This is a genomic window from Bordetella genomosp. 6 (genome assembly GCF_002119705.1).
Taxonomy (GTDB): domain Bacteria; phylum Pseudomonadota; class Gammaproteobacteria; order Burkholderiales; family Burkholderiaceae_B; genus Bordetella; species Bordetella bronchiseptica_F.
In genome coordinates, this window is sequence record NZ_CP021107.1 from 1,810,110 (window position 1) to 1,825,619 (window position 15,510).

General features: G+C 66.8%; 14 protein-coding genes. All 14 read left to right on the plus strand.

Annotated features, from left to right (window positions below; all coding sequences use genetic code 11):
• The first annotated feature begins 26 nt into the window (after nucleotides 1-26).
• Nucleotides 27-1,313, plus strand: coding sequence for a histidine--tRNA ligase (hisS, locus tag CAL11_RS08545; RefSeq protein ID WP_208617577.1), 1,287 nt, complete (start codon nucleotides 27-29; stop codon nucleotides 1,311-1,313).
• 1 nt (nucleotide 1,314) lies between these two features.
• Nucleotides 1,315-1,953, plus strand: a complete 639-nt coding sequence (locus CAL11_RS08550) for a YfgM family protein (RefSeq protein ID WP_015063932.1) — start codon at nucleotides 1,315-1,317, stop codon at nucleotides 1,951-1,953.
• A gap of 2 nt (nucleotides 1,954-1,955) precedes the next feature.
• Nucleotides 1,956-3,116, plus strand: coding sequence for an outer membrane protein assembly factor BamB (gene bamB / locus CAL11_RS08555; protein WP_003810701.1), 1,161 nt, complete (start codon nucleotides 1,956-1,958; stop codon nucleotides 3,114-3,116).
• A gap of 26 nt (nucleotides 3,117-3,142) precedes the next feature.
• Nucleotides 3,143-4,498: a ribosome biogenesis GTPase Der gene (gene der, locus CAL11_RS08560; protein WP_033466131.1), complete on the plus strand. Its 1,356-nt coding sequence runs from the start codon at nucleotides 3,143-3,145 to the stop codon at nucleotides 4,496-4,498.
• A gap of 3 nt (nucleotides 4,499-4,501) precedes the next feature.
• Complete coding sequence (gene hisC, locus CAL11_RS08565) at nucleotides 4,502-5,572, plus strand: histidinol-phosphate transaminase (protein WP_086092672.1); 1,071 nt, start codon at nucleotides 4,502-4,504, stop codon at nucleotides 5,570-5,572.
• 138 nt (nucleotides 5,573-5,710) lie between these two features.
• Nucleotides 5,711-5,947 carry an RNA chaperone Hfq gene (gene hfq / locus CAL11_RS08570; RefSeq protein ID WP_003810707.1) on the plus strand — a complete coding sequence of 79 codons (237 nt, stop codon included), beginning with the start codon at nucleotides 5,711-5,713 and terminating at the stop codon, nucleotides 5,945-5,947.
• A gap of 87 nt (nucleotides 5,948-6,034) precedes the next feature.
• Nucleotides 6,035-7,141: a GTPase HflX gene (gene hflX / locus CAL11_RS08575; protein WP_033447752.1), complete on the plus strand. Its 1,107-nt coding sequence runs from the start codon at nucleotides 6,035-6,037 to the stop codon at nucleotides 7,139-7,141.
• Nucleotides 7,107-8,411, plus strand: coding sequence for an FtsH protease activity modulator HflK (hflK, locus tag CAL11_RS08580; RefSeq protein WP_086092673.1), 1,305 nt, complete (start codon nucleotides 7,107-7,109; stop codon nucleotides 8,409-8,411). Before hflX ends, hflK begins: the two co-directional genes overlap by 35 nt.
• An 18-nt stretch (nucleotides 8,412-8,429) precedes the next feature.
• On the plus strand, nucleotides 8,430-9,329 hold the full coding sequence (hflC, locus tag CAL11_RS08585) for a protease modulator HflC (protein WP_086092674.1): 900 nt from the start codon (nucleotides 8,430-8,432) through the stop codon (nucleotides 9,327-9,329).
• 182 nt (nucleotides 9,330-9,511) lie between these two features.
• Entirely contained in the window at nucleotides 9,512-10,669 is a 1,158-nt protein-coding gene (locus tag CAL11_RS08590) for an ATP phosphoribosyltransferase regulatory subunit (RefSeq protein ID WP_086092675.1), read from the plus strand.
• Between the two features lie 76 nt (nucleotides 10,670-10,745).
• On the plus strand, nucleotides 10,746-12,041 hold the full coding sequence (locus CAL11_RS08595; RefSeq protein WP_033447747.1) for an adenylosuccinate synthase: 1,296 nt from the start codon (nucleotides 10,746-10,748) through the stop codon (nucleotides 12,039-12,041).
• Between the two features lie 113 nt (nucleotides 12,042-12,154).
• Nucleotides 12,155-12,694 carry a phosphoribosyltransferase gene (locus tag CAL11_RS08600; protein WP_015063925.1) on the plus strand — a complete coding sequence of 180 codons (540 nt, stop codon included), beginning with the start codon at nucleotides 12,155-12,157 and terminating at the stop codon, nucleotides 12,692-12,694.
• Between the two features lie 277 nt (nucleotides 12,695-12,971).
• Nucleotides 12,972-13,184, plus strand: a complete 213-nt coding sequence (rpsU, locus tag CAL11_RS08605) for a 30S ribosomal protein S21 (RefSeq protein ID WP_006218592.1) — start codon at nucleotides 12,972-12,974, stop codon at nucleotides 13,182-13,184.
• 19 nt (nucleotides 13,185-13,203) lie between these two features.
• Nucleotides 13,204-15,234 carry a DNA primase gene (gene dnaG / locus CAL11_RS08610; protein WP_033466125.1) on the plus strand — a complete coding sequence of 677 codons (2,031 nt, stop codon included), beginning with the start codon at nucleotides 13,204-13,206 and terminating at the stop codon, nucleotides 15,232-15,234.
• Nucleotides 15,235-15,510: the final 276 nt, after the last annotated feature.

A 15,510-nucleotide genomic window follows, 5' to 3' on the forward strand; every position in this document is an offset into this window, starting at 1 on the left:
CTGCGGGTGTGGCGGGCATGACGAAGATGACGCAAGTTTTCCAGAAAGTCTCCGCCATCCGGGGCATGAACGACGTGCTGCCGGGCCCCAGCGCCCGCTGGGAAAAATTCGAAGATATCGTGCGTGGCTGGCTGCGCGGCTACGGTTATCGCAATGTGCGCACGCCGGTGCTCGAGCACACCAGGCTGTTTGCCCGGGGCATCGGCGAAGTCACGGACATTGTCGAGAAAGAGATGTACACCTTCACGGACGCGCTCAACGGCGACTCGCTGACGATGCGTCCGGAGATGACCGCAGGCATCGTGCGCGCCAGCATCGAACACAACATGCTGTACGACCGGCCGCACCGGGTCTACGCGATCGGTCCCGTGTTCCGCCACGAGCGTCCGCAGCGGGGCCGCTACCGCCAGTTCCACCAGATCGACGTCGAGGCGCTGGGCTTTGCCGGCCCCGATGTCGATGCCGAAATGATCGTCATGCTGGCCCGGCTCTGGAAGCTGCTGGGCCTGCAGGATGTCCGCCTGGAGCTGAACTCGCTCGGGCAGCCGGCCGAGCGCGCCGCCCACCGCGCCGCGTTGATCGAGCATCTGGAGCGCCACCAGGACGTCCTCGACGAGGATGGCCGCCGCCGCATGTACAGCAACCCCTTGCGGGTGCTGGACACCAAGAACCCTGCCATGCAGGAAATGGCCGATAGCGCCCCGCGCTTGTTCGATTTCCTTGGCGAGGAATCGCGCAGCCATTTCGATGGCGTGTGCCAGCGCCTGGCCGACGCGGGTATCGAATACCGCCTCAATCCGCGCCTGGTGCGCGGGCTGGACTACTACAACCTGACCGTGTTCGAGTGGGTGACCGATCGCCTGGGCGCGCAAGGCACGGTATGCGGGGGCGGGCGCTATGACGGCCTGATCGAGCTGCTGGGCGGCAAGCCGGCGCCGGCGGTGGGCTTCGCCATCGGCATGGAGCGCCTGCTCGACCTCTGGGAGCAAAGCGTCGAGATCGAACAGCCGGCCGAGTGCGAGGTCTATATCGTGCACCAGGGCGAGGAAGGCCAGCGGCTGGCGGCCCAGGTGGGCGAGCAGCTGCGCGACGCCGGCCTGGATGTCATCGTGCACGCGGGCCCGGCCGGCTTCAAGGCGCAATTCAAGCGCGCCGACGCCAGCGGCGCGCGTATTGCGGTTATTCTTGGCGGCGACGAAGTGGCCAGCCGCACCGCCAGCATCAAGCACCTGCGCGGGCCGGTCGGCGCCGAGGCGGCGCAGCAGCAGGTGCCGCTGGCGCAGTTGGCCGATGTTTTGAAATCCAAGGGTTAGCATGGCATACGATCTCGAAGAACAGGAAAAACTCGACGCAATCCGGGCCTGGTGGGCGCGTTACGGCACGCTGATCCTGACGCTGGCCACGCTGGTGGTGCTGGCATGGGGCGGCTGGTCGGGCTGGAAGGCCTACCAGAACTACCGCGCCAACCAGGCCATGGGCTATTTCGAGGCGCTCGAGGACGCCGCCCGCCTGGGCGGCGCCGATGCCGCCACGCGCATCAAGGCCGCGGCCGCCACGCTGCGCAGCGACTATCCGGCCACCGGCTACGCCGGCCGCGGCGTGCTGATCGCGGCCCAGGCGCTGCAAAGCCAGCAGGACGTCGACGGCGCGCGCGAGCAGCTCGAATGGCTGGCCGCGCAGGCCAAGCAGCCGGCCCTGCAGCCCGTCGCCCGCCTGCGCCTGGCCGGCATCCTGCTGGACCAGAAGCAATACGATGCGGCGCTTGCGCAGTTGAACAACCCGCCGGCGTCCTTCGCGGCCCTGTTCGCCGACCGGCGCGGCGACGTGCTGGCCGCGCAGGGCAAGCGCGATGAAGCGCGCGCGGCATGGCAAAGCGCGATCGACGGCCTGGGAACCAGCAACCCGTTGACGCAGGTCGTGCAACTGAAACTCGATGCCTTGAGCGGAGCCTGATCTTGATGCGTAATTCCCGCCCCGGCCGCGCGTGGCGCGGCGCCGTCGTGCTGACGGGCCTGCTGGCCCTGAGCGGCTGCTCGATGTTCTCCAGCGACGACGATCGCTACAAACCCGCCGAGCTTACGCAATATGCGCCCGGCATGTCGGTGCGCACGGCCTGGACGGCCTCGGTCGGCAGCGGTTCGGGCCTGGGCTTCGCGCCCACGGTGCTGGGCGAGTCGATCTACGCCGCCACGCCCGACGGGTCGGTCGGCAAGTTCGACCTGCTCAGCGGCCGGGCCATCTGGAAATCCTCGGCCGACGCCAAGCTGTCGGCGGGCGCCGGCAGCGACGGCCAGACCACCGCGGTGGCCACGCCCGACGGCGAGGTCATCGCCTTCGACGATACGGGCAAGATCAAATGGCGCGCCCGCGCCACCAGCGACGTCGCCATTCCGCCGGTGGTCGGCTATGGGGTGGTCGTGGTGCGCAGCGGCGACTACCGCATCCAGGCCTTCAACGCCGAGAACGGCGAGCGCATGTGGAGCATGCAGCGGCCGGGCCCGGCGCTGGCGCTGCGCAGCGCCGCGCAGATGGTGCTGGCCGAGGGCCTGGTCATCAGCGGCCTGCCGGGCGGCAAGCTGCTGGCCATCAACAGCGCCACCGGCAACGTCCAATGGGAAGGCACGGTGGCCACGCCGCGCGGCGCCAGCGACCTCGAGCGCCTGACCGACGTGGTGGGCGCCCCGCGTATCGCCGGCCGCCTGATGTGCGCGGTCGCCTACCAGGGCCGTATCGTGTGCTTCGACGTGTCGGCGGGCGGACGCCCCATCTGGGCCAAGGATTTCTCCAGCGCCAGCGGCATGGTCATCGACGACCGCTTCGCCTACGCGCCCGACCAGGGCAGCGTGGTCAGCGCCTTCGCGCTGGACAGCGGCAACAACGTATGGAAACAGGCCGAGTTGAAGAATCGCCTGCTGACCGCGCCGGCCTTGCTCGGCGAGGCCGTGGCGGTGGGCGACTTCGAAGGCTATGTCCATTTCCTGTCGCGTAGCGACGGCCGCCTGCTGGCGCGGCTGTCGGTGGGCGGGGGCGCCATTGTCTCGCCGCCGCAGACCACCTCCCAGGGCGTGCTGGTGCAGACCGGCAATGGCAGCCTGGTGATGGTCCGCGCCAACTGAACTTTTCCTAGAGCAAGCCTCATACCGTGTCTTTCAAGCCTGTCGTTGCCCTGGTCGGCCGTCCCAATGTGGGCAAGTCGACCCTCTTCAACCGCCTGACGCGCTCTCGCGCGGCGCTGGTGGCCGATTTCTCCGGCCTGACCCGCGACCGCCACTACGGCGAGGGCAGGGTGGGCGACACGCCCTTCCTGGTGATCGACACGGGCGGCTTCGAACCGGTCGCCAAGGACGGCATCCTGGCCGAGATGGCGCGCCAGACGCGCCAGGCCATCGCCGAGGCCGACGTGGTGGTGTTCCTGGTCGATGCGCGGGCGGGCGTCAATGCGCACGATCACGAGATCGCGCGCCTGCTGCGCAAGTCCGGCCAGCAGCGCGTGCTGCTGGCGGTCAACAAGGCCGAAGGCATGGGCGTGGGCAACGCCACCAGCGATTTCCACGAGCTGGGCCTGGGCGAGCCGCATCCGATTTCGGCCGCGCACGGCGACGGCATCGTCGACCTGATCGAGGTCGCCCTGAGCGGCCTGGTCGCGCCGCCGGTCGACACCGGCGAACAGCTCGAGCAGGATGTCGTCGACCACCGCATCAAGCTGGCCATCGTCGGCCGGCCCAACGTGGGCAAGTCCACCCTGATCAATACGCTGCTGGGCGAAGAGCGCGTGATCGCCTTCGACATGCCCGGCACCACGCGCGACGCGATCGAGATCGACTTCGAGCGCGACGGCAGGAAGTACACCCTGATCGACACCGCCGGCCTGCGCAAGCGCGGCAAGGTGTTCGAGGCGATCGAGAAGTTCTCGGTCATCAAGACGCTGCAGGCCATCGAGGCCAGCAACGTGGTGCTGCTGATGATCGACGCGCAGGCCGAGGTGTCCGAACAGGATGCCCACATCGCCGGCTTCGTGCTCGAGACCGGCCGCGCCGTGGTGGTGGCCATCAACAAGTGGGACGGCCTGGACAGCGACCAGCGCGAGCGCATCGAGCGGGAGTTCCAGCGCAAGCTGCGCTTTCTCGGCTTTGCGCGCATGCACACGATTTCGGCGCTCAAGGGGCAGGGCGTCAAGCCCTTGCTGAAGTCGGTCAACGCCGCGCACGCGGCGGCTTTCGCCAAGCTGTCCACGCCCCGGCTGACGCGCGAATTGCAGGCCGCCGTCGAACAGCAGCCGCCGCCGCGCAAGGGCATTTTCCGCCCCAAGATGCGCTACGCGCACCAGGGTGGACAGAACCCGCCTCTCATCGTGATCCATGGCAACGCGCTGGACGCGGTGCCCGATTCGTACCGCCGCTACCTGGAGACGCGCTTTCGCAATGCCTTCGACCTGGCCGGTACGCCGCTGCGCATCGAGTTCAAGTCGTCGCGCAATCCCTACGTCCAGGAAAACTGATCCATGAGCCGCTACTGGAGTCCCGTGGTCGGGACGCTCAGTCCCTATGTCCCAGGCGAGCAGCCCAAGCTGCCGGACCTGGTCAAGCTGAATACCAACGAGAACCCGTACGGGCCGTCGCCCAAGGTGCTGCAGGCCATCGCCGCGGCGGCCGGCGACATGCTCAAGCTGTACCCGGATCCGGCCTCGGACGACCTGCGCGGCGCGATTGCCGCGGCCGTCGGCGTGCAGCCCGACCAGGTGTTCGTGGGCAACGGTTCCGACGAGGTGCTGGCGCACGTCTTCATGGCGCTGTTCAGGCATGGGCGGCCGGTGCGTTTTCCGGATATCAGCTACAGCTTCTATCCCGTCTACTGCGGCCTGTACGAGATTCCCTATCAGGTCGTGCCGCTTACCGATGACTTCCGCATCGACCCGGCCGACTACCAGCCCGGCGACCAGGCCGCCGGCGGGATCATTTTCCCCAATCCCAATGCCCCGACCGGCCGCGCCCTCGCGCGCGACGAGGTCGAGCGCATCGTGGCCGCCAACCGCGACACCGTCGTGGTGGTGGACGAGGCCTATGTCGACTTCGGCGCCGAGTCGGTCGCGCCGCTGGTCGAACGCCACGACAACTTGCTGGTGGTCCAGACCTTGTCCAAGTCGCGCTCGCTTGCCGGCCTGCGCGTCGGTTTCGCGGTGGGCAGCCGGGCGCTCATCGACGGCCTGGAGCGGGTCAAGAACAGCTTCAACTCCTATCCCATAGACCGGCTCGCGTCGGCCGGCGCGCAGGCCGCCATGCAGGACCAGGCGTACTTCGACCAGACGCGCCAGGCCGTGATGGCCACGCGCGAGCGCATGAGCGCCGATCTGCGGGCGCTGGGGTTCGACGTGCTGCCCTCGGCGGCCAATTTCGTGTTCGCGCGCCACCCGGAGCATGACGCGGCGCAGCTGGCCGGCCAGCTGCGCGAACGCAGCATCCTGGTGCGCCACTTCCGGCAGGCCCGTATCGATCAATTCCTGCGCATCACGGTGGGCACGGACGCCCAATGCGAGGCCTTGATCAGCGCGCTGAAGAAAATTTTTTCGTTGTGACGCGCACTGGGGAATTTCCTGAAAACTCTGGTGTCATATTTGCGTATATCGCAAGTGGCACCGCCCGGGAAAACCCTGTAGAGTACTGATTTCGGCGTACTGTGCCGCCACTTAAAACAAACAAATGGAGCCTGGCCAATGAGCAATAAAGGGCAAACTTTGCAAGATCCGTTTCTGAACACGCTGCGCAAGGAACACGTGCCCGTGTCCATCTACCTGGTAAACGGCATCAAGCTTCAGGGGCAGATCGAATCGTTCGACCAGTATGTCGTGCTGCTGCGCAATACCGTGACCCAGATGGTGTACAAGCACGCCATCTCCACCGTGGTTCCGGCGCGCGCCGTCAATTTCCAGGTGGAAGTTCCCGCTGAATAATCGCCTCGCTCCAGCATTACCCTTGATTGCCCGCCGCGCGGCCAGCGCCGGCGGGCATTTTCGCTTTGGCTCCAAAATGGTGCATGTATGCGCGCACTGATCATCAGCGTCGATCTCGGCAATCCTGACTACCCGGCCCACGCCGAGGAGTTCGCCATGCTGGCCAAGGGCGCCGGCGCCGAGATCGTCGGCACGCTGACGGCGCGGCGCGACCGGCCCGACGCCAAGTTCTTCATCGGTTCGGGCAAGGTCGAGGAGGGCGTGGCGATGGCCGGCGCGCTGCTGGCCGACATCATCCTGTTCGACCAGCCGCTGTCGCCGGCGCAGCAGCGCAACCTCGAGCGCGAATTCAACCTGCGCGTGGTCGATCGCGTGGCGCTGATCCTGGATATCTTCGCGCTGCGCGCCAAGAGCCACGAAGGCAAGCTGCAGGTCGAGCTGGCCCAGCTGCAGCACCTGGCCACGCGCCTGACGCGCATGTGGAGCCACCTGGAGCGGCAGCGCGGCGGCATCGGCATGCGCGGGCCGGGCGAGGCGCAGCTCGAAATGGACCGCCGCATGATCGGCGCCAAGGTCAAGGTGCTGCGCGAGCGCCTGGACCGGGTCGAGCGCCAGCGGGTCACGCAGCGCCGGGCGCGGGCGCGCGGCGGCGCGCTGTCGGTCTCGCTGGTGGGCTACACCAACGCCGGCAAGTCCACGCTGTTCAACGCCATGACGCGCGCCGGGGCCTATGCCGCGGACCAGCTGTTCGCCACCCTGGACACCACCACGCGGCGCATCTGGATCGACGGCGCGGGTTCGGTGGTGCTGTCGGACACGGTCGGGTTCATCCGCGACCTGCCGCACAACCTGATCGCGGCATTTCGCGCCACGCTCGAGGAAACCGTGCATGCCGACCTGCTGCTGCACGTGGTCGACGCGGCCAGCGCGCAGCGCGACGAGCAGATCGCCGAGGTCGACAAGGTGCTGGCCGAGATCGGCGCGGCGCAGATTCCGACCATTCTGGTATACAACAAGATCGACCGCGCGGGCCTGGAGCCACGGGTCGACCGCGATGCCCATGGTACGATTGCGCGAGTATTCGTAAGCGCTACCGAGCGCGCCGGTCTGGATGCGTTGCGCGGGGCAATTGCAGAGATCGGCCAGATTGTGGGAAACAATGTCTCGAATCACCAAACTCTTCAATCTGAATGACCCCGGCTGGGGCCGCGGCAACAATAACGGCAACGGCTCCGAGCCGCCGCGACGTCCTCAGGGCGGCGGCGACGGTCCGCCCGACCTCGACGAGGTCTGGCGCGATTTCAACAATCGCATAGGCGCGTTGTTCGGCCGCAAGGGCGGGGGGGGCAACAATCGTCCCAACAACCGCGGCGGCATGACGCCGCCTTCGCCGCGCGGCGCCCGCATCGGCCTGGGCATCATCGCCCTGGTGCTGGTGCTGCTGTGGCTGGCCAGTGGATTCTTCATCGTCCAGGAAGGCCAGGTCGCGGTCGTCACCCAGTTCGGCAAGTACAAGAACACCGCGCCGGCGGGCTTCCAGTGGCGCATGCCTTACCCCATCCAGAACCACGAAATGGTCAACGTGTCGCAGCTGCGCACGTTCGAGGTGGGCTTTCGCGGCGGTTCGCGCAACAAGGTGCTGCCCGAGGCCTTGATGCTGACCACCGACGAGAATATCGTCGACATGCAATTCGTGGTGCAGTATCGCCTGCGCGCCGACGGCGCGCCCGACTACCTGTTCAAGATGCGCGACCCGGACGAGTCCGTGCGCCAGGCGGCGGAAACCGCCATGCGCGAAATCGTCGGCAAGAAGCCGATGGACTTCGTGCTCTACGAGGGCCGTACCGAAGTCGCCACCGAAGTGCAGAATCTCATGCAGCAGATCCTGGACCGCTACAACGCCGGCATCCAGATCAGCACGGTCGCCATCCAGAACGTCCAGCCGCCCGAGCAGGTGCAGGCCGCGTTCGACGACGCCGTCAAGGCGGGCCAGGACCGCGAGCGCCAGATCAACGAAGGCCAGGCATACGCCAACCAGGTCGTGCCGCTGGCCAGCGGCCAGGCCTCGCGCATGATCGAGCAGGCCGAGGGCTACAAGGCCAAGGTGATCGGCGATGCGCAGGGTAATGCCGCGCGCTTCTCCTCCATCCTCAACGAGTACGAGAAGGCGCCGCAGGTCATGCGCGAACGCCTGTACCTGGAAACCATGCAGGAAGTCTTCACGCGCGCCAGCAAGGTCATGGTCGATACCAAGGGCGGCAACAACATGCTGTACCTGCCGCTGGACAAGATCATGCAGCAGGCCGCCCAAGACGCCGGCAAGCCGTCCTCCTCCAGCCTGGGCCTGCCCGGCGCGAACCAGCCGGCGATTCCGCAGGCGCCGGCGCGCGGTTCGGCCAGCGGCCAGCCTTCATCCGGCAGCAGCAATAGCAACACGCTGCCTCGCGACCGCATGTCGCGCTAATCCGGAGGAGTCCCCAACATGCAACGTCTCATGCCCATCCTGGTCGGACTGCTCGTTATCCTGGCCGTCCTGTCTTCATGCGTCTTCGTGGTCCGCGAGCGCGACTACGCCCTGGTGTTCTCGCTGGGCGAGGTGCGCAAGGTCATCAGCGAGCCCGGCCTGTATTTCAAGGCGCCGCCGCCGTTCCAGAACGTCGTCACGCTGGACAAGCGCATCCTCACCATCGAGTCCAGCGATGCCGAGCGCATCCAGACCTCCGAGAAGAAGAACCTGCTGATCGACTCGTACGTCAAGTGGCGCATCGCCGATCCGCGCCTGTACTACGTGACCTTCGGCGGCAACGAGCGCGCCGCCCAGGAGCGCCTGCAGGCGCAGATCCGCGACGCCCTGAACGCTGCGGTCAACGTGCGCACGGTCAAGGACGTGGTGTCCGCCGAGCGCGACAAGGTCATGGCCGAAATCCTCACCAACGTCGCCAAGCGCGCCGAGCCGCTGGGCGTACAGGTGGTCGACGTGCGCCTGCGCCGCATCGAGTTCGCGCCCGAGATTTCCGAGTCGGTCTATCGCCGCATGGAAGCCGAGCGTACCCGCGTGGCCAACGAACTGCGTTCGATCGGCGCGGCCGAAAGCGAGAAGATCCGCGCCGAGGCCGACCGCCAGCGCGAGGTCATCGTGGCCCAGGCCTATGCGCGCGCCCAGGGCATCATGGGCGAGGGCGACGCCCAGGCCGGCAGCATCTACGCCCAGGCGTTCGGCCGCAACACCGAGTTCTACACCTATTACAAGAGCCTGGAAGCCTATCGCGCCGCGTTCGGCAAAACCGGTGACGTATTGGTGGTCGATCCGACTTCGGAGTTCTTCCAGTTTTTCAAGAACCCAGGCAAGGGCGCGCCGGGCGCTCCGGCACCGGCGAATTGACGCCGGCGCGGTAAAGTAGGGCGGTTCGGGACAACCCCTAGGAACAGGGTGCCGATCCATGTACAATACCGCGTAAGCTAGAAAACATTCCGCAACGGCTGAGCGGGCTTACGCCCTCTCGGCCGTTTTTCGTTTGGGCAACGCCCGCGCATGTTCCGGGCGTGATTCAGGTATAGAAATCCATGGGTAACTGGTTGCTGCCCGAAGGCCTTGCCGACGTTCTGCCGGCCGAGGCCCGGCGCATCGAGGAACTGCGTCGCGAATTGCTCGATCTCTACCGTACCTACGGATTCGAGCTGGTCGCGCCGCCGCTGGTCGAATACATCGATTCACTGCTGTCGAGCACCGGCAGCGATCTGAATCTGCGCACCTGCAAGCTGGTCGACCAGCTGTCCGGCCGCACCCTGGGCGTGCGCGCCGACATGACTTCGCAGGTCACGCGCATCGACGCCCATCTGCTCAACCGTGCCGGCGTGACGCGCCTGTGCTATTGCGGCAGCGTCCTGCATGCGCGCCCGGCCGACCTGCTGTCGAGCCGCGAGCTGCTGCAGATCGGCGCGGAAATCTATGGCCATGCGGGCTTCGAGGCCGACCTGGAGATCATCCAGCTGGTCATGGAAACCCTGGCTACCGCCGGGGTGCGCAATGCCCGCCTGGACCTGTGCCATTCGGGCGTGATGCGCGCCATTTTCGACGCCGATCCCCAGGCCTCGCGCCATGCCGGCGACCTGTGCACGCTGCTGCGCGAGAAGGACGTGCCGGGGCTGGCCGAGCTGGCGAGCCGCGTCGAAGGGCTGGGCGCGGATACCGTGCGCGCGTTGCAGGCGCTGGCCACGCTGTACGGCGGACCCGAGATCATCGCCCGGGCGCGGCGCGAGCTGCCGGCGGTGCCCGGCATGGCGCAGGCGCTGGACGCCCTGCAGGCCCTGGTCGATGCCATGCCTGGCGTAACGCTCAGCGTGGACCTCGCCGACGTCGGCGGATACGGCTATCACTCGGGCGTGACCTTCGCGGTGTATGCCGAAGACTGGCACGACGCGCTGGTGCGCGGCGGCCGCTACGACGATGTCAGCCTCGCTTTCGGCCGGGCCCGCCCGGCCACCGGCTTCAGTCTCGACCTGCGCAAGCTGGCGGCGGGCCTGACGCCGGCCGAGCCGGCGCGCGCGGTGCGCGCCCCTTGGGGACAAGACCCCGCCCTGACCGACGCCGTGCGTCGTTTGCGCCGGTCGGGCGAAATCGTCGTTCAGGTACTGCCCGGTCACGAGCAGGGCCTGGACGAATTCGTTTGCGATCGCGAGCTGGCGCTGCAGGATGGCGCCTGGACGGTCAGAACGCTGTGACTAACTCCCTCCTGGCAACGGGAGGGCCGCGGGGAGATTTCCGGATTTCCCGAGAAACTCGATATTGATTCGTAAAATGAGCAAGAACGTAGTTGTGATCGGCACCCAGTGGGGTGACGAGGGCAAAGGCAAGATCGTCGACTGGCTGGCCGAGTCCGTGCAGGGCGTGGTGCGCTTCCAGGGTGGCCACAATGCCGGCCACACGCTGTGGATCAACGGCAAGAAGACCATTCTGCGCCTGATCCCGTCGGGCATCATGCATGACGGCGTCACGTGCTTCATCGGCAACGGCGTGGTGCTGTCGCCCGAAGCGCTGCTCAAGGAAATCGAAGAGCTCGAGGCGGCCGGCCTGGACGTCCGTTCGCGCCTGCAGGTCTCCGAGATCTGCACGCTGATCCTGCCGTACCACGTGGCCGTCGACAAGGCGCGCGAGGCGCGCAAGGGCGAGGGCAAGATCGGCACGACCGGCCGCGGCATCGGCCCGGCCTACGAAGACAAGGTCGCGCGCCGCGCCCTGCGGGTGCAGGACCTCTTCAACCCGGCGCTGTTCGACGAGAAGCTGGCCGAGGTGCTCGATTACCACAACTTCGTGCTGACCCAATACCTGGGCGCCGAGCCCGTGTCGGCCAACGAAGTGCGCGACCAGGCCATGGCCCTGGCGCCGGCCATCGCGCCCATGGTGCGCGATGTCTCGAGCAACCTGTTCGCGCTGCAGCAGGAAGGCAAGAACCTGCTGTTCGAAGGCGCTCAGGGCGCGCTGCTCGACGTCGACCACGGCACGTACCCCTACGTCACCAGCAGCAACTGTGTGGCGGGCGCGGCGTCGGCCGGCGCGGGCGTCGGTCCGCAATCGCTGCAATACGTGCTGGGCATCACCAAGGCCTACACGACCCGCGTCGGATCGGGCCCGTTCCCCACGGAGCTGGTCGACGAGATCGGCACGCGCCTGGCCACCATCGGCAAGGAGTTCGGCTCGGTCACCGGCCGCCCGCGCCGCTGCGGCTGGTTCGATGGCGCCGCGCTGAAGCGCTCGGTGCGCCTGAACGGCATTTCCGGCCTGTGCATCACCAAGCTGGACGTGCTCGACGGCCTGGAAACCATCCAGCTGGGCGTGGGCTACCGCGTCAACGGCGAGTTCCGCGACGTGCTGCCGTATGGCGCGCACGCCGTGGCGCAGGCGCAGGCGGTGCTCGAAGAGCTGCCGGGCTGGACCGAATCCACCGTCGGCATCACCGAGTACAGCAAGCTGCCGGTCAACGCGCGCCGTTATCTGGAGCGCGTGGCCGAAGTGTGTGGCGTGCCGATCGACCTGGTCTCGACCGGGCCCGACCGCAACGAAACCATCGTGCTGCGCCACCCCTTCAAGGGCTAGGGCGCCGCGGGCCGCGCCCCGTTGTGGCGCGGCCTCGGTTATTATTCGCCAGGCCGCCGCGGGTCGTTCCGCAGGCGGCCTTGTCATTTTCTTTTGCAGGGAGATATCCGCCTATGAGCTCGCCGAGCAGTGACGATAGCCATTTGTGGGTGACCTGGGACGATTACCACCGCCTGATCGAGCGGCTGGCGCTGCAGGTGTACCAGTCCGGCTGGCAGTTCGACCAGATCCTGTGCCTGGCGCGCGGCGGCGTGCGGGTCGGCGACGTCATGTCGCGGATTTTCGATGTGCCCCTGGGCATTCTGGCCACCAGCAGCTATCGCGAGGCGGCCGGCACCAAGCAGGGCAACCTGGACATCGCGCAGTTCATCACCATCACGCGCGGCACCCTGTCCGGGCGGGTGTTGCTGGTGGACGACATGGTCGATACCGGCCATACGTTCAACAAAGTGCATGCCCACCTGAGCGAGCAGTTCCCGGCCATTGCCGAGTTGCGCAGCGCCGTGCTGTGGTGGAAGGGGCATTCGCAGGCCACGCCCGACTACTTTGTCGACAAATTGCCCACCAATCCGTGGATCCACCAGCCGTTCGAGGATTACGACAGCCTGCGTCCGCACCAGCTTGAAGCCTGGATCCGGAAAGGCTACAAATAGAAAACGGCCCGGTCGGACCGCCTGGCCAGGGCCCGCCACGGGCTGCCCCTGGTCAGAATGGCGTCAATCGTGCTAGAATCGCTGGTTATCGCTAAACCGAACCTGGCGTCTTGTTTCCTGGTAATACCAAGGGTGGCTGGAAACGCTGGTTGGGCTGTGCTACTGATGCGGCAAGTTGTCCTAGCTTGTCGCCATGGGCGCATAGCCGCGGCAGCCAAGCCAGGTTAGTGGTCAAACCGTTACCCACTTATTGCTATCCATAAAGGCCAACCACTTTATGCCTATCGTTCGACTGAAGGAAAACGAACCGTTTGAAGCCGCGCTGCGCCGCTTCAAGCGCACCATCGAGAAAACCGGCTTGCTCACCGAACTGCGTTCGCGCGAGTTCTACGAGAAGCCCACGGCCGAGCGCAAGCGCAAGCACGCCGCCGCGGTGAAGCGCCACTACAAGCGGATTCGTAGCCAGCAACTGCCCCCGCGCCTGTATTGATGCCTGATTCCCGAATCTATTGATTCCAGAATCATTCATCCAGGATTTGCTCGCCCGCGTCGACGTCGTTGACGTCGTCGGGCGATATGTGCAGCTGCGCAAGGGTGGAGCCAACCTGCTTGGCCTTTGTCCCTTCCACAACGAAAAAAGCCCGTCGTTCACTGTCAGTCCGACCAAGCAGTTCTATCACTGTTTCGGTTGCGGCGCGCACGGCAGTGCCATCACCTTCCTGATGGAGCATACGGGCGCGAGTTTCCCCGAGGCCGTACGCACGTTGGCGGCCGCCGTGGGGCTCACGGTTCCCGAAGAAAACCGCAGTCCTCGCCAGCAGGCCGAATCGGCCCGCCGCAAGGCCGAGGTGTCGCGCCATACGCAGGTGCTCGACGCCGCGCAGGCGCACTATCTGCGCCAGTTGCGCGCTTCGCCGCAGGCCATCGCCTACCTCAAGCAACGCGGGCTGACCGGCGAGATCGCCGCCCATTTCGGGCTGGGGTGGTCGGGTACCGACCGCCATGGCCTGTCCCATGTGTTCGACAACTACGATGATCCCGTGCTGGTGGAAGCCGGCCTGGTGATCGAGTCGGAGGACGGGCGGCGCTACGACCGCTTTCGCGAGCGCGTGATGTTTCCCATCCGCAATGCGCGCGGCAGCCTGATCGGTTTTGGCGGACGCATCATCGGCAAGGGCGAGCCCAAGTACCTCAATTCGCCCGAGACCCCGCTGTTTTCCAAGGGCCATGAACTCTATGGCCTGTGGGAGGCTCGCCTGGCGATACGCCAGGAGGGGCAGGTCGTGGTGGTCGAGGGCTACATGGACGTCGTGGGACTGGCGCAGCAGGGCATCGCCAACGCGGTGGCCACGCTGGGCACGTCGACCACGCCCGATCATGTGAAGAAGCTGCTGCGCGCCAGCGACAAGGTCATTTTCAGCTTCGACGGCGACGGCGCCGGCCGGCGCGCCGCCTGGCGGGCCCTGCAGGCCTGCCTGCCGGTGCTGCGCGACGATATCGCCATCCGCTTCCTGTTCCTGCCCAGCGAGCACGATCCGGATTCGTACGTGCGCGAACTGGGCGCCGAGGCGTTTCGTACCCGCCTGGGCGAAGCCGTGGCGCTGTCGCGCTTTCTGCTGGACGAGCTGGCCTCGCGCCATACCATGGGCGAGGCCGAGGGGCGGGCCAGCTGCCTGCACGAGGCCAAGCCGCTGCTGGCCGCCATCCCCGAGTGCGCGCTGCGCGTGCAGATCGAACGCGAACTGGCGCGCCTGGTGCAGCTCACGCCCGAGGAAATGGCCCAGGTGCTGGCCCAGCAACCCGCCCGGCCGCTCGCTGCGGCCGCCGCGCCGGCCCAGGCGTCCGCGCCGGCGGCCGGCCGCGACGGCGGGTCGGGGCATGCCGACGAGGCGCCGCCAGACTGGGCGTTCGAGCCCGTGCATGACTTCGAGCCCGATGCCTATTCCGTTGGCGCCGTCGACGGGGAGCCGGGTATGCCGGCCTCGGGCGGCTGGCAGGAGCGCAAGGGCCGGCAGGGCGGCGACTGGAAAGGCAAGAAAGGCGATTGGAAAGGCAAGAAGGGCGACTGGAAGGGCCGCCGCGACAATGATACGGGCGGTTACGAAGGCCGCCGCACCATGCCGTCGCTGGCCAGGCGGCTGCTTTGCCTGTTGCTGGCCCACCCCGAACTGGTCGATACCATGGGTGACCAGCAGCTTGAAGTTATCGACCATGGCCCCCATTTAGGACTGGTAAGGGATCTGATCCTGCTGGCGCAGACCAGTGGCGCGCGCCACGTGGGCGCGCTGATGGAGGCTGCCGACCCGGATTCCGATCTCTACGTGGTGCTCAAGGGCCTGCGCGCCGATGTCCTGGCCCAGGAAGACTTGCCGCACCCGCAGACCGAATGGGACGACGCGCTGCGGCGCATGGAGTTCGACGCGGCCCGCGCCGAAATGGCGAAGCTGGCCGAAAGCGGCCTGGCGACCGACGAGGCGCGCCGGCGCTACCTGGAACTGTCGAGCAGAATCATGGTCTTAAAGAATGCCGGGGCACAGTAATTGCGGTAAGATCGAGGGTTTTCGCTTAAAGGCGAAATTTCGGTTTTGAGTGTTGCCGTTCTGGCGTTGCGCCGGGTGTTTTCAGGCCCGCGGAATGCGGGCGGCGGTGGCGACATCGAATTGAATGCGTGGCACTGGCGAGCGGGCGCTTGGCGCTTGCCGCGGGTGTGCGGGGATGGACGGGTGCCGGCTGACGCACGGTGCGCAGGGTCATGGCGGGTGGCGGCATTTATGTGCCGGGCCGGCGCATGGCCTTTTGCGGTTTGCGGCGCGGCA

Coding starts and splice junctions, on each gene's coding strand:
- CAL11_RS08590 (WP_086092675.1), top strand. CDS start 9,512: ATGGGTAACTGGTTGCTGCCCGAAGGCCTTGCCGACGTTCTGCCGGCC.
- hisS (WP_208617577.1), top strand. CDS start 27: ATGACGCAAGTTTTCCAGAAAGTCTCCGCCATCCGGGGCATGAACGAC.
- hflX (WP_033447752.1), top strand. CDS start 6,035: ATGCGCGCACTGATCATCAGCGTCGATCTCGGCAATCCTGACTACCCG.
- hisC (WP_086092672.1), top strand. CDS start 4,502: ATGAGCCGCTACTGGAGTCCCGTGGTCGGGACGCTCAGTCCCTATGTC.
- CAL11_RS08595 (WP_033447747.1), top strand. CDS start 10,746: ATGAGCAAGAACGTAGTTGTGATCGGCACCCAGTGGGGTGACGAGGGC.
- rpsU (WP_006218592.1), top strand. CDS start 12,972: ATGCCTATCGTTCGACTGAAGGAAAACGAACCGTTTGAAGCCGCGCTG.
- hflC (WP_086092674.1), top strand. CDS start 8,430: ATGCAACGTCTCATGCCCATCCTGGTCGGACTGCTCGTTATCCTGGCC.
- hflK (WP_086092673.1), top strand. CDS start 7,107: ATGTCTCGAATCACCAAACTCTTCAATCTGAATGACCCCGGCTGGGGC.
- CAL11_RS08600 (WP_015063925.1), top strand. CDS start 12,155: ATGAGCTCGCCGAGCAGTGACGATAGCCATTTGTGGGTGACCTGGGAC.
- CAL11_RS08550 (WP_015063932.1), top strand. CDS start 1,315: ATGGCATACGATCTCGAAGAACAGGAAAAACTCGACGCAATCCGGGCC.
- hfq (WP_003810707.1), top strand. CDS start 5,711: ATGAGCAATAAAGGGCAAACTTTGCAAGATCCGTTTCTGAACACGCTG.